This is a genomic window from Chryseobacterium sp. AG844 (assembly GCF_003182335.1).
Classification (GTDB): Bacteria; Bacteroidota; Bacteroidia; order Flavobacteriales; family Weeksellaceae; genus Chryseobacterium; species Chryseobacterium cupriresistens.
This window is the reverse complement of sequence record NZ_QGTV01000004.1, coordinates 196226-217659: the sequence shown is the minus strand read 5'-3', so window position 1 is coordinate 217659 and position 21434 is coordinate 196226. Positions and strand designations below refer to the sequence as shown.

Here is a 21434-nt window from a genome sequence, read left to right as displayed (position 1 = left end):
TAAAAACCAACTGATTTAAAGGCAAGGTTTTCAGAGTTTTTATCAGATGATCAACCGTTATCAACGGGAAATAAATTGTAATCTTCACAGGAGATTATTAGTAAAATAAAATATAAAAAGCTTCTATGTCCGCTGAGGAAATACTTCAGTTAAAGACAAAGTGAATACACAATGAGAAGCTCACACAATTATAAAGCAAAAGTTAGCAAGAATGTTACAAATTAAAGACCTTCACGCCAAAATTGAAGATGGCGCAGAAATATTAAAAGGGATTAATCTTGAAATAAAGCCGGGCGAAGTTCACGCTATCATGGGACCAAACGGAGCTGGTAAGTCTACCCTTTCTTCTGTAATCGCAGGAAAAGAAGATTACGAAGTGACTGGTGGAGAGATCCTTTTTGACGGACAGGACATCAGCGAAGATGCTCCTGAAGATAGAGCTCACAAAGGAATTTTCCTTTCTTTCCAGTATCCTGTAGAAATTCCAGGAGTTTCTGTAACGAACTTTATCAAAGCCGCTTTAAACGAAACAAGAAAAGCAAACGGACTGGAAGAGATGCCGGCAAAAGAAATGCTTGCACTAATCCGTGAGAAATCTGAAAAACTGGGAATCAAAAAAGATTTTCTTTCAAGATCATTGAACGAAGGATTCTCCGGAGGTGAAAAGAAAAGAAACGAGATCTTCCAGATGATGATGCTTAATCCGAAATTGGCTATTCTTGATGAAACCGATTCAGGATTGGATATCGATGCTTTAAGAATCGTTGCAGATGGAGTAAACTACTTCAAAAATGAAGGAAATGCAGTTCTTCTGATTACCCACTATCAAAGATTGCTTAACTATATTCAGCCTGACTTCGTTCACGTGTTAGCAGACGGGAAAATCATCAAAACCGGTGATAAATCTTTAGCATTAGAACTTGAAGAAAAAGGTTACGACTGGCTTTTAAATTAATTTGAAATTTACTATTTGAGATTTGAAATTATGGCAACCATTTATGAAGTGCAGCAAATATGAATCTCTAAAGTAAAAATTGGATTCCTATTCCTCGGAATAACAATATTTTAGTTCAAAAAAAAGAAAAAATGGTGCAAACCACAGACATACCAGTAATGGCATTAAAAGAACAAATTATAGAGAACCATAGTGAATTTTTGGAGAGTCTTCGTCACAGATTTCTGGATGAGGAAAGAAAAACAGCGCTTCAAAAATTTGCAAACTTTGGTTTTCCTACTAAAAAAGACGAAGAATATAAATATACCAATCTAAAGGAGATCACGGAAAAAAGCTACAACTTCTTCCCGAAAGAGCACCACAATATCACTAAAGAGCAGTTTGATGAACTGCATCTTGGTGAAGAGAATTTTGATTGGATTGTTTTTGTAAACGGTAAACTTCACAAAGAGCTTTCTAAAGTTTCTATTGAAAATGTGGAGTTCCTTTCATTCAATTATGCATTGAATGATGAGAAACATAAGGAGGTTTTTGAAAAATATTTCAATACCATTGCTTCTAAAGAACAGGCTTTTACGAACCTGAACCTTGCTTACTGCAAATATGGCTTCTTCCTTAAAGTTCCTAAAAATGTAGTGATTGAAAAGCCAATCCACGTTTTTTATATTTCTCAGAATCAGGAAGAAAACACATTCTACAATACCAGAAACCTTTTGATCGTAGAAGAAGGAGCAAAAGTAGAAGTGATTGAAAGCCACCATAATTTTGACAGTACTTATGTATTGACCAACTCTGTAACAGAGATCTTTACATACCCGAATGCGAAAGCTGACTGGCACAAACTTCAGAACGATAACAACACAACCTATCTTATCGATAATACTTTCGCAAAACAGGAGAAGGACAGCTTAACTACGGTAAACACATTCTCTTTCGGAGGTAAACTGGTAAGAAACAACCTTGATTTTATTCATAACGGATCCAATATCAATTCATTCATGAACGGAATTACCATTATCGGGAAAGATCAGTTGGTAGATCACCATACAGCAGTTCACCACAACTTCCCGAATTGTGAAAGTTACCAGAACTACAAAGGAATCTTTGATGGGAATGCTCACGGAGTTTTCAACGGAAAAGTTTTTGTGGACAAAATTGCTCAAAAGACAAATGCTTACCAGCAAAACAACAATGTATTGCTAAGTGAAGGGGCAAGTATTGATACAAAGCCTCAGTTAGAAATTTTTGCAGACGATGTAAAATGTTCTCACGGATGTACAGTAGGACAATTGAATGAAGATGCTTTATTCTACCTTAGAGCAAGAGGAATTTCTAAAAAAGAAGCTCAGGCATTACTTTTATATGCTTTCGCGAATGATGCAATGCAAAACATTGATATTGAGCCTCTAAAAGAGAAAATTTCAAAGCTGCTGGCTGAGAAATTAGAAGTTGATATAGAATTTTAAAACTTATATATATTGATAAAAAAGCACTTCAAATGAAGTGCTTTTTTATTGTATTTACAGATTGTGTGTCTTTTATTTTTTCAACCAGCTTTGGTTATCTTTATTTTCTGAACGTTTCTTACCGTTATCAAAATTATAAGCCAATCCTACGCCCAATGTCTGCTTCAACTGAGTCTTCCATATCTGATTATGATCATACAAAAGATCCAAAGTAACGTTGGTAGAAATATATTTATTGATTTTCATACTCAAAACACCGCTATATCCAAGGACAAGCCTGTCCGGATGATCAATATAATTTGAGAATACAGAAGCCGTATTCAGCAAGGTTATGTTCTCCATAATCTTCAGCTTGTACATTGCTGTCCCCAGGAAACCGAACTGGAAAAGTGATGAATCTCCATCATTTTTAAGACCATAAGTTTTTGCGGTTTGAAGATCCTGATCCAAAACAAAAGTCCATCTTGCGTTAGCCGGACGTAAAGTTACTGTCAAATTATCATTGGGTCTGTATGTAACACCTGCACCTACATTTAAAAACCCAGGAGCCATAAAATTAGAAATCTTTTTAGCATTAGGATTGTTTCCATCTTCATATCCCGCGGCAAACTGAGTTTGGAAACCTGCCCCTGCTGAGTAATACCAATGCTTGGCAAATTCTCTACCATAGTTTGTAGAAAGATTAATAACATCCTGTGTCTTTCTTACTCCCGTTCCCTGCGTATTATTTTGTCCGTACCCCAGAATAATAACATTTTCCCAAAGATCTTTCCCTTTTTCATACGTCAGGTTGTAATTAACGCCAGCAAGCCAGCCTACATTGTTGGCTCCTCCACCTACCCAGTTTGAAAAGGCAGCCTGATTAAGCATTAATGTATTTTGTCCCTGAATAGACCATGCCTTAATGGTGTCTGATGCCGGAGCTTCTGTCTTAGCCTCCTGAGCGAATGCTACAGCTCCAAAAGAGATAGAACTGATCAATAAAAGTTTTTTCATAATGTTGATTTATTACAAATGTATAAATAATAATTTATGCCATCATAAAATTCACTTTAAAATGAATTTAACACAACTGAAAATACACACATAAACGACTGAAATTAAATGACTTAAAAATAAAACAATTACTAATCAAACTTAAGTCAACTTAAAATTACAGAATTTTATAAAGAAAAAACACCTCATTTCTGAAGTGTTTTTTAACTATAATATAAATTTTCTAAACTATTTTTTGATCCACCACTGGCTGTCTTTGCGATGAGAACGTTTTACACCATTTGCCAGTGTGTAGGCAAATCCGATTCCAAGCGTTTGTTTCAGCTGGGTTTTTTCTACCTGATTATGATCGTAGAGTAAATCTACAGTTACATTGGAGGAAATGTATTTATTTACCTTTAAGTTCAGTAAAGCTCCATAGGCAAGGACTAATCTGTCCGGGTGATCAAGGTAATTCGAAAATACAGACGCCGTATTGGTTAAATAAATATCTTCCATTATTTTCACTTTGTACATTGCTGTTCCCAGAAAACCGAATTGTAATAAAGAAGAATCGCCGTCATTCTTTAACCCGTAGCTTTTTGCAGTCTGAAGGTTTTTGTCCGATACAATTATCCATCTGGCATTGGTAGGACGCAACGTTACCGTAAGATCATCATTGGGTCTGTATGTGATCCCCATCCCGACGTTTAGAAAACCTGGGGCCATAAAATTTGATATCTTTTTGGCTTCAGGATTATTCCCGTCTTCATATCCTGCAGCAAACTGTGATTGTAACCCCGCACCCATAGAAAAATACCAGCTTTTTGAGAATTTTCTCCCATAATTGGTAGAAACATTGATAACGTCCTGCGTTTTTCTTATTCCCAATCCTTTAGTATCATTCTGTCCATACCCCAGAATAATGATATTCTCCCATAGATCATTGTCTTTTTCATAAGTGAGGTTGTAATTGATGCCCGCAAGCCAACCTACGTTGTTGGCTCCTCCACCTACCCAGTTTGAAAAGGCAGCCTGATTAATCATTAATGTGTTTTTTCCTAAAACCGACCAGTATTTTATGGTGTCTATCACTGCGGAATCTTTTTTCAATTCTTCTTGTGCACTTGCATACATTCCCATAAAGCAGGAAAGAATCAATAAAAACTTCTTCATTACTCTAAATAATTTTCAATGCAAAAATATTAATATAATTTTTTTTAAAGCTAAATTCAGCTTTAAAAGAACCAATTTCTATAAAGTTCAATTACCTCATAACAAGATATTTCTATAAAATCAATGCCAAATAATGAGTTCAAAAGTTAAATTTAATACCTTTTGTCTTAAAATCAGGCCGGTAGAAACTTATTCATCGACAAATTTTCCGAAATTTATCATTGGCTTTTGATTTGACGTAAAATCCACATGTTCAAAAATGTAATTTCCAAAAGAGCGGTTATCTATCCATTGCTGATGCTTTCAGCAATGTGGTTCGGGTACTTTTTACAAATGCAGGGCTTCTTTCAAAGCTGTTTTGGAGCCATTATTCCTCTTCTGCCTGAAGGATTGCTTGGTGTTGTTACATCTCCCCTTTTACATGGAAATATCGATCATATTATAGGAAACTCTATTCCGATAGCAGCACTTATGTTTTTGCTGTATCAGTTTTATCCAGTAGTTGCCAATAAAGTCTTTATTATCGGCTGGCTGGCAACAGGCCTTTTGGTATGGCTTCTTCCTCCTATTGATATCCTCACCGGTGAATATATGTACACCTGCACCATCGGGGCCAGCGGTGTGGTATATGTGCTTGCCTTTTTCCTTTTCTTCAGCGGAGTTTTTAAATGGAATACAAAACTTCTTACGATTTCAATGCTTGTTGTACTTTATTATGGCAGTCTGGTATGGGGAATGCTTCCGGAGGAACTGTTCTACAACATGCAGGAACCGAGTAAAATTTCATGGCAGGCCCATCTTTCCGGAGCTGTAGTAGGCAGTATTATCGCCTTTGCCTTTAAAAATGTGGGAGAAAAGAAGAAAAAATTTATCTGGGAGTTTCCGAATTATTACAGCGAAAAGGATGATAAATTATGGCAGGAATACAGGGAAAATCATCCTGAAGATTTTATGGAACTTCCCTATAAGAAAAAGGATGATATCTGGGATCATTTGGATGAATTAAGAAAAAGATAAAACTTATTTCATTACATTTGAAAAAAAACACACATGAATTCCGAAGAATACTTTTATGCCATCGCCCTCCGCGAGTGCAGCCAGATTGGCGACATTCATTTTCATAAACTTGTCCAAACTTTCGGAAGCGCTCAGGAGGCCTGGAAAAGAGCCAGAAAAGAATATAAAAAGCTAGATGGAATAGGACAGAGAACGGTTTCGGATATTGGAAATAATTCTCATTTGAATTTCGCAGAAGATGAATTAAATTTTTGCGAAAAAAATAATATTCAAATCAGGCTGAAACACCTTAAAGAAACGCCCTCCCTGCTTAATGAATGTAATGATGCTCCCGCTATTCTTTATCAAAAAGGGAATATTGAGCATGCACAGCCTAAGGTAAGTATTGTAGGAACCCGGAATATGACAGTGTATGGGAAACAGTTCCTTGACGATTTTTTCGAAGCGACACAATCTTCAAAATATATAACGGTGAGCGGTCTCGCTTTGGGAATCGACAAAGAGGTTCACGAACAGTCTATTCGTCATCAAAAACCTACCGTGGCTGTTCTTGCCCATGGTTTTAAGTATTTATACCCCGCCAAAAACAGAAAACTTTCTGAAAAAATTTTACTGGAAGGTGGTGCATTAATAACAGAGTTTAGTTCATCCAGAAAACCGGATCGGGAAAACTTCATCCAGAGAAACAGAATTGTGGCTGGAATATCTCCGGCAACGATTGTAGTGGAAACCGGTTTTGGAGGAGGCTCTGTAAGCACAGCATCCTTTGCTAATGATTATAACCGTGATGTTTTTGCACTGCCCGGAAAAATTACGGACAGCTCCAGCCAGGGTTGTAATCAACTGATTTTCCATCATAAAGCGACAGCCATTTCTACCGTGAAAGATCTTATCGTACTCCTTGGATTAAATGAACCCAAAGAAAAAATGGAAGAGTTATTTCCTTATAGTGAGACTATTACCCAATTATCTGATAATCAAAACTTAATATATCAATCTATTAAAGACCAGCCTCAGATTTCTTTAGATGATCTGGCACAGAAAATTGATCTTCCTACCCACAAAATCTTACCAATAATTTTGGAATTGGAACTTTTAGGGAAAGTAAAATCATTTTCCGGGAGACAATTCATCGCAATTTAAGATTTAACGATTTCTTAATACTGCATTATTTCACACATAACATTTCATTTTTAATAAAATTTGAACATAAATTATCAATTTAATAATATTACGAAACATTATTATTTAATTTTTAACAATGTTAAAATATAGTGTTGTGAATCTTGAAAAAAAAATTAAATTTGTTGACAATAATATTCAACCTTAATATATGGAACAATATAATATTGACCAGAAAATCCAAGAGTTTATTGCAAAAATTGAAGCAAAAAATCCTAACGAACCGGAATTTTTACAGGCTGTAAAAGAAGTTGCCGTAACCGTAATTCCATTCATTGCTACTAAAAAAGAATATACCGGAATGAAGCTGCTTGAAAGAATGGCTGAAGCTGAAAGAATTATTATTTTCAGAGTTCCATGGGTTGATGATAAAGGAGAAATTCAGGTTAACAGAGGTTTCAGAATTCAGATGAACTCTGCTATTGGACCATACAAAGGAGGAATCCGTTTCCACCCTACTGTCAACTTATCCGTTCTTAAATTCCTTGCTTTCGAGCAGGTATTCAAAAACTCTTTGACAACTCTTCCTATGGGAGGTGGTAAAGGAGGTTCAGATTTTGATCCACAAGGAAAATCTGATATGGAAGTAATGCGTTTCTGCCAGGCTTTCATGACAGAATTATGCAAGCACATTGGTCCTGAAACAGACGTACCTGCAGGAGATATCGGTGTTGGAGCAAGAGAAATCGGATATTTATTCGGACAATACAAGAAAATCAGAAACGAATTTACCGGTGTTCTTACAGGAAAAGGTCTTGCGTATGGAGGTTCATTAATCCGTCCTGAAGCTACAGGATATGGTGTAGTATACTTCGCTGAGCAGATGCTTAAAACGATCGGACAGGATTTCAAAGATAAAATTGTAACGGTATCAGGTTTCGGAAACGTAGCGTGGGGAGTGATCAAAAAAGCAACTGAACTAGGTGCTAAAGTTGTAACAATCTCTGGTCCTGACGGATATATCTACGATAAAGATGGTATCAGCGGAGAAAAGATCGATTATTTATTAGAACTTAGATCTTCAGGAAACAATAGAGCTGAAGACTATGCTAAAAAATATCCATCTGCTGAATTCCACGCTGGAAAACGTCCTTGGGATGTGAAGTGTGATGTTGCCTTCCCTTCTGCAACTCAAAACGAATTAGATTTAGATGATGCAAGAAAATTAGTTGAAAACGGATGTATCTGTGTAACTGAAGCGGCTAACATGCCTTCTACACTAGATGCGATCAACTATTTCTTAGACAATAAAGTATTATTCTCTCCTGGTAAGGCTTCCAATGCTGGAGGTGTTGCGACTTCAGGATTAGAAATGACCCAGAACTCTATCCGTCTGAACTGGACTTCTGAAGAAGTTGACGCAAGATTAAAGGAAATCATGATCGGTATCCACAAAGCTTGCAGAGACTATGGAAAAGACGAAGACGGTTATGTAAACTATGTAAAAGGTGCAAATATTGCCGGCTTCGTAAAAGTAGCAGAAGCAATGTTGGCTCAAGGAGTGGTGTAACAAAAAAAACAAAGGTTGGGAGAAATTCCCGACCTTTTTTGATATAGCCTGTTCCCGGGATAATGGGGAAAAGTAAAAAGTGAAAGGAAGAAGACTGTCTCAAAAGAGCGGTCTTTTTTTATGTTCAAAATTTTGAATTTTATCTTTTTTCTCAACTGTTATTTTACCTAAAACAACTTACTACTGATATAGTACCCTCTAAATACTATGTGATACATAGTATTTGCGATACTCTCTCTTTTCGGTAAAAAAAATTTATCTATATTTGGTGAAAAATAACACATATGATAAAATTAAAAGCACTTATTTTTATAAGTATTTCTCAATTTGCAATGTCCCAAAATGGCAAGGTCGGGGTTAACACTTCTACACCCACAGCTACTCTTGATATAGCTGGTGATGCAAGAATCAGAACCATTGACAGTATCTCTACACCTCCAAAGTATATCGTTACTTCAGATGAAAATGGTGTTCTCCAAAAAGTAAACATAAATAAATTAATGGGCAGTAATCCAGATATTATCAGGAAAAAAACGTTTGCAATACTTTCTAAAAATGTCCCTCAATTGCTTGCATCCAAAGGAACGGATTATAATGTGATCTACGACGGGTCTGTAACAGGGATAAATACTGATAAGCTACACTTAAACAACAATAAAGACCGTATCTATTTACCTCCTAATAAAGCATTTAAAATAACCGGATATATTGGTGTCAGAGGTAGTACAACCAGCACAAGTGCTAATACCCCGGGTTATGTAACCTCTTTATTTTCGACAGGAGGAGATGCTAAGCCCCTAGTAACTACGCAAGGATATACTGAATCTTCAACAGAAGGTTTTGATGATGGCGGGGTAACACCTCCTATTGTTATTGTAACTACAGGTCCCGCCGGTAATGGATATGTAGAATTGAAGGTGAGATACGGAGGAATCAGTTCAGGAGATGCAGGATATTATGTTTCCGGTGCTCCTAGCAGAAATTCCGTTGGAACTTATATTCTAGTGGAGGAAGTATAGGGTTGCTTATTAATGGCATCATTATCAAACAATAAATATAGTTGTTAGAATAACTTCACAACTATATTTATTGTTATATATTAATATTTGGCCTGCTTTGTTGTGCATCTGATTCAGACGTTTATCGCATGACATGACTATGTTTTCTTTTATTATTGTATATTTTGGTTACCATCTTCCAGTTTGATGCATCAAGCTTTTGTTTTTTATTCATTCTTTATTGGTAGTACTTTTTTTAGCATTAGGAGCCTTTTGTAGCCAGACTGCTACATACATCAATCTAAAAACATATTGGATATCAGATGCCCGCCTTCCGGTACAGAGGAAAACCTTTGGTTTATTTTGCCGGATATAAAAAGCATATCGGATTCTATCCGGGAGCTGAAGGCATCCGTACTTTTGAAACAGATTTTAAAGAGAGAAAATATAAATTCTCTAAAGGAGCCGTGCAATTTCCAATTCATGAAAATCTTCCGCTCGATCTGATCATTAAGATCATCCTGTTCAGGGCACAAGAAATTTGAACAAAAAAAATCCTGAAATACAAGATTTCAGGATCCGACTAGTGTTTGCTAAAGTGCTTACTTTTTCTTCTTTTTGTCTTTCTTTTCCTCTTTAGGAGTATCTGCAGGCTTTGTTGCATCAGTAGGTGTTGTACTTACTGACGGATCAGTTGCCGGTGCAGTTTCCATTGTAGTGGCAGGTGATTTGTCCTGTTGATTCTTTGGATCCGCAGGACTTGTAGTCTGCGTATTCGTTTGTTGGGTTTGAGTTGTCGTAGGGTTATTAGTAGAAGTATCGGCTGGCTTTTGTGGTGTTGACTGTGCTGATACTGCGATTACTCCGACTAATGTAAACGCTGCCGTTAAAAATAACTTTTTCATAATGTAATATTTAAATGATTGTTTAACTTAAACGAAGCATCATTTAGAAAATTATGCGTAAAAAGTTTATTTAACGTACTTTATAATTATTTAAGAGGAATTTGCAAAAATGAGTCCGGATGATTTTGCTGGAAGAGTAATGCTGGAGGCTGAAGTTTTTTAGAGTAGAAATAACAGTTTTATGATCAACGATGAAAGCTTCCTGCTTCCATCATCCAGCTCCCCGCCTTAGGCTTACTTCGCCACATTTTTCATCATTTTTTCTACAAATTCAAATGCCGCCGGGCAGATTACCGTGTTTTTCAGCATCAGGTTATTGATCTGATAAATCTTCTTACGGTCTGTATGAGGATATTCACGACAGGCTTTTGGTCTTACATCGTATATAGAGCATGTATTATCGTTGTTCAGGAAAAAGCAGGGAAGATTTTGCAGCACTTTGTCATTATCTTCATCCACTCTTAAAAACTTTGCTTCAAAGTCTGCGGACTTCATTCGGAGATGCTTGGCAATTCGCTCAATATCTTTTTCAGTATAAAGCGGGCCTGTTGTTTTGCAGCAATTGGCACACTGCAGGCAGTCAATTTCCTCAAAAACTTCATCATGGGTCTCCTGCACTATATAATCGAGATTTTTGGGCGGTTTTTTCTTCAATCCGTCCAGAAATTTCTTGTGCTCTTTCTGCTTTTGTATCGCCTGTTTTTTATAAAAATCTAAATCCATTATTCTTTATTTCTCACTGATTCCGGAAGCTCTTCTTTCTTATATTCATTGATTTTATCCAGATCCAGTACTGTTGAAAGGTTTTCCTTATTTGGATAATACATCGGAACAAATTTGGCCCCATATACAATTTCTCCCGTAGTATAAGAAGATCTTTGAACCACAGTGTTTGAAAATACTTCATCAAATGCACGAACCTGCACAATAAGCTCAAGATCCGTATTTTTAAAATCCTCTTCGGAAAAGCCATAAAACGGGGAGTTTTCATCAATCTTATGCACTACAGTCCAGTTGAGGGCCAGTGTATTGATCTTACTCATCTGTGTTGTAAGCCGGTAAAAATTGCTTTTGACAATTCCGTTTTCCACAACTTCAATAGCAACCGACACGATTACATCTGCATCCGTCAATGCATTATTCTTATAGGGAGCAAGCCTGAACATTAATGCTGAAGATTCCTGAAAAGGAGCAATAACTGCTATATCAGAAAATCTAAGATATGCCCGGGGTCTTGAAAATCTTCCGTAGAAAAGCCCTGTTGCAATGGCAAAGGTAAGCAATCCCAGAAAAGCTTCAAATGTGGCAACAAGACTTGCCAAAAAGCCTACAGGAGCTATTCTTCCATATCCAACCGTAGTAAATGTCTGGGAACTGAAGAAAAAGACATCGATAAATTCATTGAGCGGATCACTCTTATCAATTCCGGTAAGATGCTCTACACCAATCAGATAATAGATCATTGCAAACAAAAGATTAATGATAATATAAGCAATAACCAGATAAGATATAAAACGGAATGAAGAGAGATTCAGCATGGTGTGGTACCAGCTTAGCCTGTTAAAAACATTCACTCCCCTTCTCTGAACATTCGGGAGACCGTCTTTATTGATGAACCTTCCGGATGCATTGGTTCCGAAGCCGCTGTTCTCCGCATTTTTCTGACGGATCTTTTTTCTGAATCCTCCTGTCATTTGATAATCATTTTGACTTTATTATATGATGATTTTCCTCTACCAATAAGCCAGTTGATGATCAGCTCATTCTTTCAACATTTAAAAAGCAAAGTTAAGAATAGAATCCATTAAGACATCAATGCTTTTTAGTAATCATTTTTAAACTTTACTATTCAGATGGCAGATGGCTTTCTCAGTGGTTTAATTGAACTTTGCCCAGATAACAAAACACAAAAAACAGCAGACATTCAGAATTTCTGCTGTTTTTTTAATGTATATTAAAGTACTTTTAAATCCTTTGCGCAGGTGATTCCATTACCGTAACACTTACATTGCTGACAGATTTTACGATTCCTGACTCTCCATGTATATTGGTAAGAAAATCTGGAAAGCTTTCGATAGGAAAAGCCCAATAATAATGGCCATCTACGGAAGAAGGAAAGTTCGCCTGTAATCTTCCTTTTAATTTCATCGGTACAAAGTATTCAACGGATGATCCCTTCAATTTTGTAAGGACAGAAATTGTTTTTTTAGAATGAGCGGGCACAATGGTCTTGTAGCTGCTGGTTTCGGTAATTTCTTCAGAATTTTCCGTACCTTCCGTTGTATCTCCTCCCACCACAACTTTTGTGCTTGCTGAAGCTTTTGCAACCAACGGAATATCAACGGATACTGAAGCTGCCACTTCAAATGAGCCCGATACAGTACGTTTCCAGGAAGTAGAATATCCTTTTTTATAAGAATACGTTACGGTAATTTCACTTTCTCTGTCGCCATTGTTAATTGCCTCCGTAGTATAGGCATTGTCCGGTAGATCTGCACCGTCTGTTTTTATGGTTACCTCAGGAGTTCCCAAAACAATGGAAACATTAGGGTTTGGAGCTGTATTCCGGGCATCTCCATCTACAGAAAGGTCTGGATTAAATATAATTCCATCCGGAACCTGGCCGGAATAAGCAAAAACGTTTTTCAACCGTGTTCTTTCTCCCGAATAACTTACATCATATCCCATATCTTTCAGGTGATTTGCCTTGAAAGGGATTTCACGCTCTTCATTTGGCGAACTATAGCTGGCACCCAAACTATTATTCCCTGGTAATTTAAACTCATCTACAATTTTCCAACCCTGCTGAAGCATCTCTGCCTCAGTCATCTGTGATTTGTTTACTTCAGAATAATTTACTTTTTCCGAATCATCATTAATAGCACTCACTTCATCCCTTGAACATGATACCGAAAACATCAATAAGAGAATACAAATAGAATTGATTTTTTTGATCATTTTAATAATTTTTTTAGTGTTTAATAATTAAATTTACAAAAAACGAATTCTTTTAAAGTCTTTTTTTGAGAATTAATCAAATTTTAATCTTTCCCAATTTTTCTTCTTATCGTATCATATTTTACTCTAAAACACTGTTAATATGAAATTTATCAATTTCGGGAATGGAATTCTTAATACGAATTATACTAAATTTGAACTATGAAAAAGCTTGAATCAAGAGAAGACATTGAGCACCTTGTCAATTCATTTTACAACAAAGTTGTTAAAGATGAAACCATTGGTTTCTTTTTTAATGATATCGCTAAGGTAGACTGGGATCAGCATCTTCCTAAAATGTATTCTTTCTGGGAGTCTATCCTTTTCGGACAGATGACTTATAAAGGAAATCCAATGGGTGTACACTTCCCGATTAACGAGATACAGGCTATGGAACAGAAACATTTTGACCGATGGCTGGAACTTTGGCGCAGCACTATTGAGGAAAACTTCGTAGGGGAAAATGCTGACATGGCGATGTACAAGTCAGAGAATATAGCAAAACTGATGGCTTTCAAAATGGAGCTGGCGAGAAGGTTGTAGTGATATGGGATTCGGGGTACGGGATATAGATATCGAGGTTAACTTCCTGGATTTCTTTTACAGATAAACAGATATGTAATTTTGTACTTTTTCTTTTTATGGAACAATCACTGTAAAGATATAGGCTGCCAGATTCACCAAAAGAACGGTTCCGTAAAGGATGTTTGTCTTACCCCGGCTCAATGAAAGCATTACGATAAATACAGATAAAGAAAGCAGAATAATGTCTTTTTTATCCAATCCTAATACAAGTGGAATATTGTACATGATGCACACTACTGAAACCGCAGGAATAGTAAGACCGATACTTGCCAGTGCAGATCCCAATGCCAGATTTAAGCTGGACTGGATTTGATTGGCTCTTGCCGCACGGATCGCTGCAACCCCTTCCGGGAGGAGAACCACGGCAGCAATAATTACCCCAACCAGGGATTTCGGAGCTCCAAGGCTTTGTACCATTCCTTCTATGGTATCGGATAACCCTTTCGCCATCAGCACGACAATAACAAGACAAATTACCAGAAAAATAAAGCTGATAAGGGTTTTTGATAACGAAGGAATATAATGTTCCTCAGGATGCTCATCAGGAACAATAAAGTAGCTTCTGTGGCGAACGGTCTGCACCATCAGGAAAACCCCGTAAATGGCAAGACACGCAATGGATATAAAAATAAGCTGTGCTTCGTTATAGAAAGGTCCGTTGACACTTGATGTAAAATTGGGAAGAACAAGGGTAAGTACCAGGATGGAAACAATACTCACCAGATAAGTAGTTGCTGAAGTCCTTGCAAAGAACTGCTCGTGATATTTAACGCCGCCTACCAGAATACATATCCCCAGAATTCCATTAAGAATAAGCATTACGGCAGCAAAAACGGTATCTCTGGCCAGCGTGATCGCCTGATCTCCGCCGGCAACCATCAGCGAGATGATAAGTGCCACTTCAATAATGGTGATACAAAGAGCCAGGATAATCGTTCCGAAAGGCTCTCCTACTTTATGAGCTACCACTTCAGCATGATGTACTGCAGATAAAACACTTCCAATTAATAAAACACCGGCAAGCACATCATAAAGAACACCACTTCCCATCAAACCGGAAAAGTAGTATCCTACTGCCAGAATAGGAAAAATATAGGTATAATGTAAAAGTTCTCTTAGTCTCATATCGTGACTACAAAATACAAAAAATCTATAATAATTTCAATATTAAAAGAAAATATTAATAATATTTTAATGAGGCCAGAAGTTAAAATCCTGATAATCTGTGAACATATGGAACAGAAGCCCAATTCCTATGATCCTGATATTTCCTTTAAAGAACAGCAGCAAAAAATACACCGCAATGGCATAATAAGAATGTAGGAAATGAAATCCTATGCTTCCTCTTGAAGGATCAAAAATTGGATTGGCAAAAAGATGGTCAAGATCTACCAGCATGGTAGCAAGAAGAATAAAATATGCCTTTTTCCAGTTTTTCCGATAAAAAATCAATGCAATAAAGACCGGAAAAACAAGATGCAAAAAATAATGCGTAAAAGTTTTGAGCAATGCGATATCTGATGGAGCCATTTAAGAAAATTTTATTCGGTTTCTATGCTTACCACCGTAAAATTAGGGGTAATTCTCCTTTCTTCGCTTTTATTTTTAGCCAATAATGATCAGACTGATTTCCATAGAATACATAATCTATATCCGATATGATCTTTTTTTCACTGGCACTCAGCATTTTCAAAGAAGAATACAGCAAAGCATTATTTCTGATCATAATATAATTTTGCTTTAACCGGCTGGATAATGATATCGGATTCCGGGTTGATTTTATCGTAACTCCTTTATTATTTGACGTGATTTTGTTAGGTTGAAAGGGAATTGCAGTGAATTGATTTTCGTTGTTGATCCATTTTTCGGACTGGAAATACTGCCAGGTTTTCTCAGGATCATTACTCAGAATATCGATCATATAGCCGGGCTGGGTAATCTTTTGAACCGTCTTTTTTTCAACTTCATTAAAATTATCATCATATTCATACGTGACGATGGTATCATTGATCTGTCTAAGATCTGCAGCAGCCTTTAAAGATGTTATCTGTGAAGAATCTGGTATACTTTTTTTGAAAAAACGGGTAAAATTCCTGATGTTTTCTTTGTCTAATTCAAGTTCCAGAAAATGATTTCCTTTCTCAGCTTTTGAAGCAATCGTATTAAAAATCTCCGGATTTGAATTATTATTGATTTCAATTTCATCCTCATTTAGCTTAATGGAAAAGGTTTGGATTTTCTGCCCTGAAATGAATGAAATGCTTCCCACTGTATTTTGAATAAAACGGCCTGCCTCCCAAACAGGATGTCCGGATTGGTGGAGAAGTTTTTTCTGAATGGTTCCAAAAGCAAGGTCAGACGTTCCTACAATGCAATGGTTCCCATTGATCATAAAGAAAAACTGATCTTTCTGAAAAAGGTTATTTCCTTTGGCCACAAAGTTTTGTTTCTTTAAATAGGTAATGAATTTTTGCGAATCTTTAAGCTCTAAAACACTGTACCATTCTGAAAATTTAGTGTCTTTAATATGAAATATCTGTAGAAAATCCGGAATTCTGATTCCTGAATCTTTCAGTGAACCGGAGGTTTTACTCTTTGCTTTGCTTCCGAACCATTTTGAAGGATGGGTTGCTAAACTGAAGAGGTATTGTCCCGTTAATTTCTTTGTGTCGATTAAGATCACTGCATCTGCATTATCAGGAATATATTGAAGACTTTTATTTTTGTGAAAAGCTATAAAATATACTGCAACAGCCAGCAATAAAAATAACGGGACAATAATCTTTTTTTTGTTCATCTATAAAATTTGAGGCTTCTTTTCTGTTTCTTTAGCTTTAAAAACCTGATCGAATATATCAAAGAAATACATTAAGCTGTTTTCCGAAGAATCTTTGATGTTATAGTTCATTTCAGTCTGGATACTTTCTCCTTTTACTTCCGTTTTATAATACAACTCTCCTACATTTTTTTTGATCGCCTCTAATGTTTTTCTTTCTTTCGGAGTTTTGAATTCTTTGTCTAATCCTGTTAAAAGTTTCTTGATATCCAATCTGCCGGATAAAGGATATTTAGCAGAGTCTTTTGCCCATTTTCTGGAAATATCAGATTGGTTTACCGGTAAATTATTATCTGCAGCACTCATTAAGTACACCACCCCATCTTTCACAGTAAAGAATAACTGATCAACATAACCGCCGTTTTTTTCTTCCTTAAAGGTGTACACATTTCCTTTTTTAGAGAATCTTTCAGAAAACTTTTTATTGGTGGTCAGCATATCAAAAATACGATTCCAATAGCCTTCGTTCTCTGTTGCAAAAGCGAAAGTGAAGTTAGGAACAGCGATTTCTTTGGTTTTCTTTACTTCTTTTTCATTGAAATCAGCATCGTATTCATAATCGGTGTATTCTACGGTTTTGGATTTTAATTCATTCAAAACAAAGATTCCGTTTCCAGGGGCAATTTTGGCAATGGCTTCTTCATCCAGTACTATCTTCATAGTTTCCATGATCAGCTCCATTTCTTTTTTGTATTCATTTTCCCCGGAATTCTGAAGAAGGCTGTACATCATGTCGAAACATTTTGCCCCATTCACATTCATGGCATAGTAACCTACACTTTTTTCATTGATCAGCTCCAGCAGTTTTTTGTTTTTCTTCCCTTTATAAATGGCAGAAATATTCTTTTGAATGTCAGCATTTTTGTGCTGATAATTATTGACAAGTCTTACTTTATCTTTATCGAAATACAGATTGTATACATAATTGGAATTGTACATGTTTTTGAAAAACTGTCCGTAGCCATAATACTTCGTCATTTTTCCATAGATCCCTTCATTTACAATTCTTCCATAGTCTGTGTACACAAAAACATCGGAATTGGCATCTCTGAATGAAAGCATTTCTTTAGGAACTTCAATCTCTAAATTTGAACTGAAATATTGGTCGAAACGATCTTCAGCGTTCTTTTTAACCACCTTAAAGTTTTCTCTCCTGATAGAGTCCTGCTCTTTCTGATAGGCTTTATCTTCTTCCTCATCATATTCCGCATCAGGCATTTCCTCTCCATTTTCAGAATTCTCAGCACTTTCCTTCTCTGCAGGATATTTATGATGTTTTTCCAGGTATTTGATATCTTTCTGGATTCTTGCAATCTCGTTGTTGTTTTCTTTAATACTTTCTTTCAGATATTTGATATCTTCTTTCAGACTTTTAATTTCTTCTTTATAATCGAAAGGTTTTTCCGGTTCTTCGGTATACACTGTATCTCCCGGCTCTGCGTAAGCGGAGTCCACCACCGCAACTGCTGTACTGTCTGTAACTGCTTCTTCTGCCCAAAGATCCTTATAAGGTTTGGTATAGCTGATCATACTGAGAACAGCACGGCTCCCGTTCCAAGCCACAAAAACATCATCATTGATATCTACGTAAGAATAGTTCTTTCTGCTGGAAACTTCCTGTCCTTTTTTCTTCACAGAATTAATGAACTCCTGAAACTTTTCTTTATTATCAATGATAAAATGAGTATTGTAGGTCTTAATAGAATCATTAAAACTTGCGTAATGGTATTGGACAGCATCGTATTTAATTCCTGTTTTGGAATAATCTGTCCACGAAAGCTTTTCTTTACTCTTTTTGCTGAGCTCATGCAGCAAAGGGTTCAGTTTATCCCAGTTGATTTTGTTATTAAGCTGCTTTCCGTTGACTTCCATGTAAAATACAGCGTCGGAAGGGATTTTCATACTGTTTTGGCCCAAAACCAATGTAAAGCCAAAGAGTATGAAAAATATTTTTTGCGTTTTTAATAAGATAGATTTCATGACTATAGTTTAGAAATTTATTGAAAAAGAATGGTATTTTGAATTTGCTTTTTTTGAAGGATGAGGTCCAGAATATCAGCTTCCAGTTTAAGAGCCTTTTTGTTGGGAGAAAGCACATAAGTAGTATTCGATTGTGATTTCACTGGAGTTTCAAACTGCATAATGGAAGTATATTTCGCATCAGTAAAAACCTCTTTGTCCGCCTTACTCATCTTGTCATAGTCAGCTTTGAAAGTATTGACTTTATTCCTTATCAAGGTCTTTTTTTCAAGATTCTGGCTGTACACCTGGGTTGGAACCATTTTACCCAATATTTTCTGGGCTTTCAGTTTTTCCAGACCGGCATTGATATTTTCGATTTTTTTGAAATTACAGCTCAGTTTGATGATGTAATTATCAAAATCCATGGAGGTTTTCACATTGCTGATTCCAGGAGTTCCTTTAAAAATTCTGGCAGCTTCATTGATTTTATTTTCAATTTCTGACTTTTTAGGAACTTTTTTTCCGTTGATGGTTTCCATTTTTGAGATGGAAGCCAGTCTTGTCTTGCTCTTACTGGCGTTAAGAATAATAGTATATTCTCCTGTACCATCAGCTTTTACGTTCACCTTATCCAGGATATCGAAGCAGCTTGTTAAAAAAAGCAGGGGAAGCAGAAGTAGAAATAGTTTTAATATTTTTTTCATGATCAGGTTAAAACCACAAAATTACTTAATTCTAGCCTTACATCCTTATAATCTTTGATTTTTTGGGCATAAATAGCTGTTTCCCGGTACTTTTTCAGGGGAAAATACGGTATTGCTTCCGTATATCATTTTTTAAACACGCCCTTTAAGATAATCCTGGCGAAGATCTTCATCCAGTTTTTCAATAGCATACCGAAGACAGGTTCTGGGCATTTCTTTGTAGTGCAGATTCAGATAGCTGATCAGTTCTCCTTCATTTTTATTTCCCATTTCTCTTAGCAGCCATCCATTTGCTTTATGCATCAGGTCATGGGAGTGTTTAAGATTTCTGGTGACAAATTCTTTGGTCAGATCAAATGATCCTTTTTTTATATAATGCATTGTTCCCACTACAGCAATCCTTTTATGCCACATCTCATCAGATTCCGAGAGTTGCTTAAGAAGGCTTTCTTTCTGATTTTCATAAGCATATCTGCCTAAAATTTTATAGCAGGTAGAATCTACCAGATCCCAGTTATTGATATAAGGAAGATGATCCAGATAAAAAGCGACCACCTCTTCTTTTATCGCCTTATCTTTTGTTTTTTCAAATTTTAAAATCAGCATAAAAAGAGCTGTCAGCCTATGCTCGTGATATGTTGAAGAAAGTAATGAGCTGAGTTCTTTTAAGCTTATTTTTGAGTAATATTCTTTGGCCACAGAACGTTGATCCGGAACTTTTACGCCCAGAAACAAGTCACCTTCGCCATATTCTCCTTTTCCTGTTTTGAAAAATCTCGGAAAAAACTCTGCCTTTTCGGGAATGGATAAAACAGCAAGGGCTTCCTGTATTTCTTTAACGATACTCATATTTATAATTGGCTGTCAGATCTACACTTTCTCCTCTACTGCAATATTCTCCTGTTCTTCTTCCTCTTTCGCGATCTTATTCGGATTGGCCACTTTAGCAATGGTAAGTCCCTGAACAATGATTGAGAATACGACAACACAATAGGTAATACTTAAAATAATTTCACTGTATTCACTTTTAGGAACAGACATCGCCAATGCAATGGAAACTCCGCCACGAATTCCTCCCCAAACAAGCACTTTCACCGTTTGCGGACTGAAACTTCTTCTCAGGGAAGTAAATTTTGTAGGTCCCCAGATCGAAATAAATCTTGCCAGCAAAACTACCACAATGGCCACTAAGCCCGGAATCATGAAATGTCTGAGATCTTTAATCATCAAAAGTTCAAACCCAATAAACAGGAATAATACAGCATTCAGGATTTCATCAATCAATTCCCAGAATTTGATCAGATAATCCTGGGTAACAGACTTCATTTTGAAACTTCTGTTGAAATTTCCCATAAATAATCCTGCCGCCACCATAGTCAATGGTCCTGAGATATGCATCTGACGGGCAATAAGATAACCTCCCATTACCACTGAAAGCGTTACTAATACGGAAATAATATAATCATCCACTTCACGCATCAATCTTGAAGTAACCCATCCTAACAGAACCCCGAGTAAAAGACCTCCACCAGCTTCCTTAAGGAGAAGCAATCCTATCGTTTCAACACTCAGATCCACTTCTTTTCCGATCGCCAGCTGCAAAATCACTGTAAAGACCACAACTGCCATACCGTCATTGAAAAGAGACTCTCCGGCCACTTTTGTTTCCAGTGATTTGGATACATTGGCTTGCTTCAGAACACTCAGAACCGCTACCGGATCGGTAGGAGAAATCAAGGCACCGAAAACAAGACAGTAGATAAAAGGAAGTTTAACACCCACATAAGGAAGCAGATAAAACATTCCAAATCCTACTACAAAAGTAGAAATCACAACCCCTACTGTGGAAAATATTACTACAGGTCTGAACTGTTCTTTGAGGTCATTAATATTAATATGAATTCCTCCTGCAAAGAGCAGAAAATTAAGCATGGCACCCATCAGAACTTCTGTAAAATCAATTCCGTTCATCAGGTTATGAAGATGTCCGAAAGTTCTGGGAAGAACCGTTTCTCCGAAAAGGACCAGAAAAATGGAAACCACAATGGCAATGACCATAATTCCGATGGTACTCGGAAGTTTTAAAAACCTATAATTAAGATAGGCAAATATGGATGCTAATACGATTAATGCTGAAAATGAATAATATAATTCCACTAAGTGTTT

The 21434-nt window shown here is 36.5% G+C and carries 21 protein-coding genes; 8 read left to right on the top strand and 13 right to left on the bottom strand.

Annotation, left to right across the window (positions count from 1 at the left end):
- Positions 1-211: 211 nt before the first annotated feature.
- The gene (gene sufC / locus DEU40_RS06590; protein ID WP_110009100.1) at positions 212-955 is read left to right on the top strand and encodes a Fe-S cluster assembly ATPase SufC; all 744 of its coding nucleotides are present in this window, start codon (positions 212-214) and stop codon (positions 953-955) included.
- A 158-nt stretch (positions 956-1113) separates the two neighbouring features.
- A complete protein-coding gene (sufD, locus tag DEU40_RS06585; protein ID WP_110009150.1) occupies positions 1114-2421 on the top strand; it encodes a Fe-S cluster assembly protein SufD in 1308 nt (435 codons plus the stop codon).
- A 72-nt stretch (positions 2422-2493) separates the two neighbouring features.
- Here sufD and DEU40_RS06580 read toward each other — a convergent pair whose 3' ends face one another.
- Together DEU40_RS06580 and DEU40_RS06575 are read right to left on the bottom strand one after the other, a co-directional pair.
- The gene (locus DEU40_RS06580) at positions 2494-3417 is read right to left on the bottom strand and encodes a DUF3078 domain-containing protein (RefSeq protein ID WP_110009099.1); all 924 of its coding nucleotides are present in this window, start codon (positions 3415-3417) and stop codon (positions 2494-2496) included.
- A 228-nt stretch (positions 3418-3645) separates the two neighbouring features.
- The gene (locus tag DEU40_RS06575) at positions 3646-4572 is read right to left on the bottom strand and encodes a DUF3078 domain-containing protein (protein WP_110009098.1); all 927 of its coding nucleotides are present in this window, start codon (positions 4570-4572) and stop codon (positions 3646-3648) included.
- Positions 4573-4821: 249 nt separating this feature from the next.
- Between DEU40_RS06575 and DEU40_RS06570 the strand changes: the two genes are divergently transcribed.
- From DEU40_RS06570 to DEU40_RS06550, 5 genes are all read left to right on the top strand, one after another.
- Positions 4822-5589: a rhomboid family intramembrane serine protease gene (locus DEU40_RS06570; protein WP_110009097.1), complete on the top strand. Its 768-nt coding sequence runs from the start codon at positions 4822-4824 to the stop codon at positions 5587-5589.
- Between the two features lie 33 nt (positions 5590-5622).
- Positions 5623-6732: a DNA-processing protein DprA gene (gene dprA / locus DEU40_RS06565; protein ID WP_110009096.1), complete on the top strand. Its 1110-nt coding sequence runs from the start codon at positions 5623-5625 to the stop codon at positions 6730-6732.
- Positions 6733-6922: 190 nt separating this feature from the next.
- A complete protein-coding gene (gene gdhA / locus DEU40_RS06560; RefSeq protein WP_062673086.1) occupies positions 6923-8281 on the top strand; it encodes an NADP-specific glutamate dehydrogenase in 1359 nt (452 codons plus the stop codon).
- 332 nt (positions 8282-8613) lie between these two features.
- Positions 8614-9300 carry a hypothetical protein gene (locus DEU40_RS06555; protein ID WP_110009095.1) on the top strand — a complete coding sequence of 229 codons (687 nt, stop codon included), beginning with the start codon at positions 8614-8616 and terminating at the stop codon, positions 9298-9300.
- Positions 9301-9590: 290 nt separating this feature from the next.
- Positions 9591-9824 carry an iron chaperone gene (locus DEU40_RS06550; protein WP_262510393.1) on the top strand — a complete coding sequence of 78 codons (234 nt, stop codon included), beginning with the start codon at positions 9591-9593 and terminating at the stop codon, positions 9822-9824.
- Between the two features lie 57 nt (positions 9825-9881).
- Here DEU40_RS06550 and DEU40_RS06545 read toward each other — a convergent pair whose 3' ends face one another.
- The 4 genes from DEU40_RS06545 to DEU40_RS06530 all read right to left on the bottom strand — a co-directional run bounded on the left by DEU40_RS06545 (position 9882) and on the right by DEU40_RS06530 (position 13142).
- Positions 9882-10184 (bottom strand): hypothetical protein, encoded by a 303-nt coding sequence (locus DEU40_RS06545; protein ID WP_110009093.1) that lies wholly within the window; start codon positions 10182-10184, stop codon positions 9882-9884.
- Between the two features lie 234 nt (positions 10185-10418).
- Complete coding sequence (locus tag DEU40_RS06540) at positions 10419-10907, bottom strand: YkgJ family cysteine cluster protein (protein WP_110009092.1); 489 nt, start codon at positions 10905-10907, stop codon at positions 10419-10421.
- Positions 10907-11878: an ion channel gene (locus DEU40_RS06535; protein WP_110009091.1), complete on the bottom strand. Its 972-nt coding sequence runs from the start codon at positions 11876-11878 to the stop codon at positions 10907-10909. The genes DEU40_RS06540 and DEU40_RS06535 overlap by 1 nt, the downstream gene beginning before the upstream one ends.
- A 271-nt stretch (positions 11879-12149) precedes the next feature.
- Positions 12150-13142: a hypothetical protein gene (locus DEU40_RS06530; RefSeq protein WP_110009090.1), complete on the bottom strand. Its 993-nt coding sequence runs from the start codon at positions 13140-13142 to the stop codon at positions 12150-12152.
- 201 nt (positions 13143-13343) lie between these two features.
- On the opposite strand from DEU40_RS06530, the gene DEU40_RS06525 reads away from it, so the two are divergent.
- Positions 13344-13724 carry a group III truncated hemoglobin gene (locus tag DEU40_RS06525; RefSeq protein WP_110009089.1) on the top strand — a complete coding sequence of 127 codons (381 nt, stop codon included), beginning with the start codon at positions 13344-13346 and terminating at the stop codon, positions 13722-13724.
- Positions 13725-13820: 96 nt separating this feature from the next.
- Here DEU40_RS06525 and DEU40_RS06520 read toward each other — a convergent pair whose 3' ends face one another.
- From DEU40_RS06520 to DEU40_RS06490, 7 genes are all read right to left on the bottom strand, one after another.
- Positions 13821-14891 carry a calcium:proton antiporter gene (locus DEU40_RS06520; RefSeq protein WP_110009088.1) on the bottom strand — a complete coding sequence of 357 codons (1071 nt, stop codon included), beginning with the start codon at positions 14889-14891 and terminating at the stop codon, positions 13821-13823.
- Positions 14892-14957: 66 nt separating this feature from the next.
- Positions 14958-15296 carry a DUF6122 family protein gene (locus DEU40_RS06515; RefSeq protein ID WP_047376129.1) on the bottom strand — a complete coding sequence of 113 codons (339 nt, stop codon included), beginning with the start codon at positions 15294-15296 and terminating at the stop codon, positions 14958-14960.
- Between the two features lie 28 nt (positions 15297-15324).
- Entirely contained in the window at positions 15325-16563 is a 1239-nt protein-coding gene (locus tag DEU40_RS06510) for a hypothetical protein (protein ID WP_110009087.1), read from the bottom strand.
- Positions 16564-18504, bottom strand: coding sequence for a hypothetical protein (locus tag DEU40_RS06505; protein WP_228406454.1), 1941 nt, complete (start codon positions 18502-18504; stop codon positions 16564-16566).
- Positions 18505-18599: 95 nt separating this feature from the next.
- A complete protein-coding gene (locus DEU40_RS06500) occupies positions 18600-19268 on the bottom strand; it encodes a hypothetical protein (RefSeq protein WP_110009085.1) in 669 nt (222 codons plus the stop codon).
- A 132-nt stretch (positions 19269-19400) separates the two neighbouring features.
- Positions 19401-20117, bottom strand: a complete 717-nt coding sequence (locus DEU40_RS06495) for a DNA alkylation repair protein (RefSeq protein WP_110009084.1) — start codon at positions 20115-20117, stop codon at positions 19401-19403.
- A gap of 21 nt (positions 20118-20138) precedes the next feature.
- On the bottom strand, positions 20139-21425 hold the full coding sequence (locus DEU40_RS06490) for a cation:proton antiporter (RefSeq protein ID WP_110009083.1): 1287 nt from the start codon (positions 21423-21425) through the stop codon (positions 20139-20141).
- Positions 21426-21434 lie beyond the last annotated feature (9 nt).

Excerpts from the sequence above, each read along its gene's own strand:
- sufC (WP_110009100.1), top strand. The coding sequence starts at position 212 with ATGTTACAAATTAAAGACCTTCACGCCAAAATTGAAGATGGCGCAGAA.
- sufD (WP_110009150.1), top strand. The coding sequence starts at position 1,114 with ATGGCATTAAAAGAACAAATTATAGAGAACCATAGTGAATTTTTGGAG.
- DEU40_RS06580 (WP_110009099.1), bottom strand. The coding sequence starts at position 3,417 with ATGAAAAAACTTTTATTGATCAGTTCTATCTCTTTTGGAGCTGTAGCA.
- DEU40_RS06575 (WP_110009098.1), bottom strand. The coding sequence starts at position 4,572 with ATGAAGAAGTTTTTATTGATTCTTTCCTGCTTTATGGGAATGTATGCA.
- DEU40_RS06570 (WP_110009097.1), top strand. The coding sequence starts at position 4,822 with ATGTTCAAAAATGTAATTTCCAAAAGAGCGGTTATCTATCCATTGCTG.
- dprA (WP_110009096.1), top strand. The coding sequence starts at position 5,623 with ATGAATTCCGAAGAATACTTTTATGCCATCGCCCTCCGCGAGTGCAGC.
- gdhA (WP_062673086.1), top strand. The coding sequence starts at position 6,923 with ATGGAACAATATAATATTGACCAGAAAATCCAAGAGTTTATTGCAAAA.
- DEU40_RS06555 (WP_110009095.1), top strand. The coding sequence starts at position 8,614 with ATGTCCCAAAATGGCAAGGTCGGGGTTAACACTTCTACACCCACAGCT.
- DEU40_RS06545 (WP_110009093.1), bottom strand. The coding sequence starts at position 10,184 with ATGAAAAAGTTATTTTTAACGGCAGCGTTTACATTAGTCGGAGTAATC.
- DEU40_RS06540 (WP_110009092.1), bottom strand. The coding sequence starts at position 10,907 with ATGGATTTAGATTTTTATAAAAAACAGGCGATACAAAAGCAGAAAGAG.
- DEU40_RS06535 (WP_110009091.1), bottom strand. The coding sequence starts at position 11,878 with ATGACAGGAGGATTCAGAAAAAAGATCCGTCAGAAAAATGCGGAGAAC.
- DEU40_RS06530 (WP_110009090.1), bottom strand. The coding sequence starts at position 13,142 with ATGATCAAAAAAATCAATTCTATTTGTATTCTCTTATTGATGTTTTCG.
- DEU40_RS06525 (WP_110009089.1), top strand. The coding sequence starts at position 13,344 with ATGAAAAAGCTTGAATCAAGAGAAGACATTGAGCACCTTGTCAATTCA.
- DEU40_RS06520 (WP_110009088.1), bottom strand. The coding sequence starts at position 14,891 with ATGAGACTAAGAGAACTTTTACATTATACCTATATTTTTCCTATTCTG.
- DEU40_RS06515 (WP_047376129.1), bottom strand. The coding sequence starts at position 15,296 with ATGGCTCCATCAGATATCGCATTGCTCAAAACTTTTACGCATTATTTT.
- DEU40_RS06510 (WP_110009087.1), bottom strand. The coding sequence starts at position 16,563 with ATGAACAAAAAAAAGATTATTGTCCCGTTATTTTTATTGCTGGCTGTT.
- DEU40_RS06505 (WP_228406454.1), bottom strand. The coding sequence starts at position 18,504 with ATGAAAATCCCTTCCGACGCTGTATTTTACATGGAAGTCAACGGAAAG.
- DEU40_RS06500 (WP_110009085.1), bottom strand. The coding sequence starts at position 19,268 with ATGAAAAAAATATTAAAACTATTTCTACTTCTGCTTCCCCTGCTTTTT.
- DEU40_RS06495 (WP_110009084.1), bottom strand. The coding sequence starts at position 20,117 with ATGAGTATCGTTAAAGAAATACAGGAAGCCCTTGCTGTTTTATCCATT.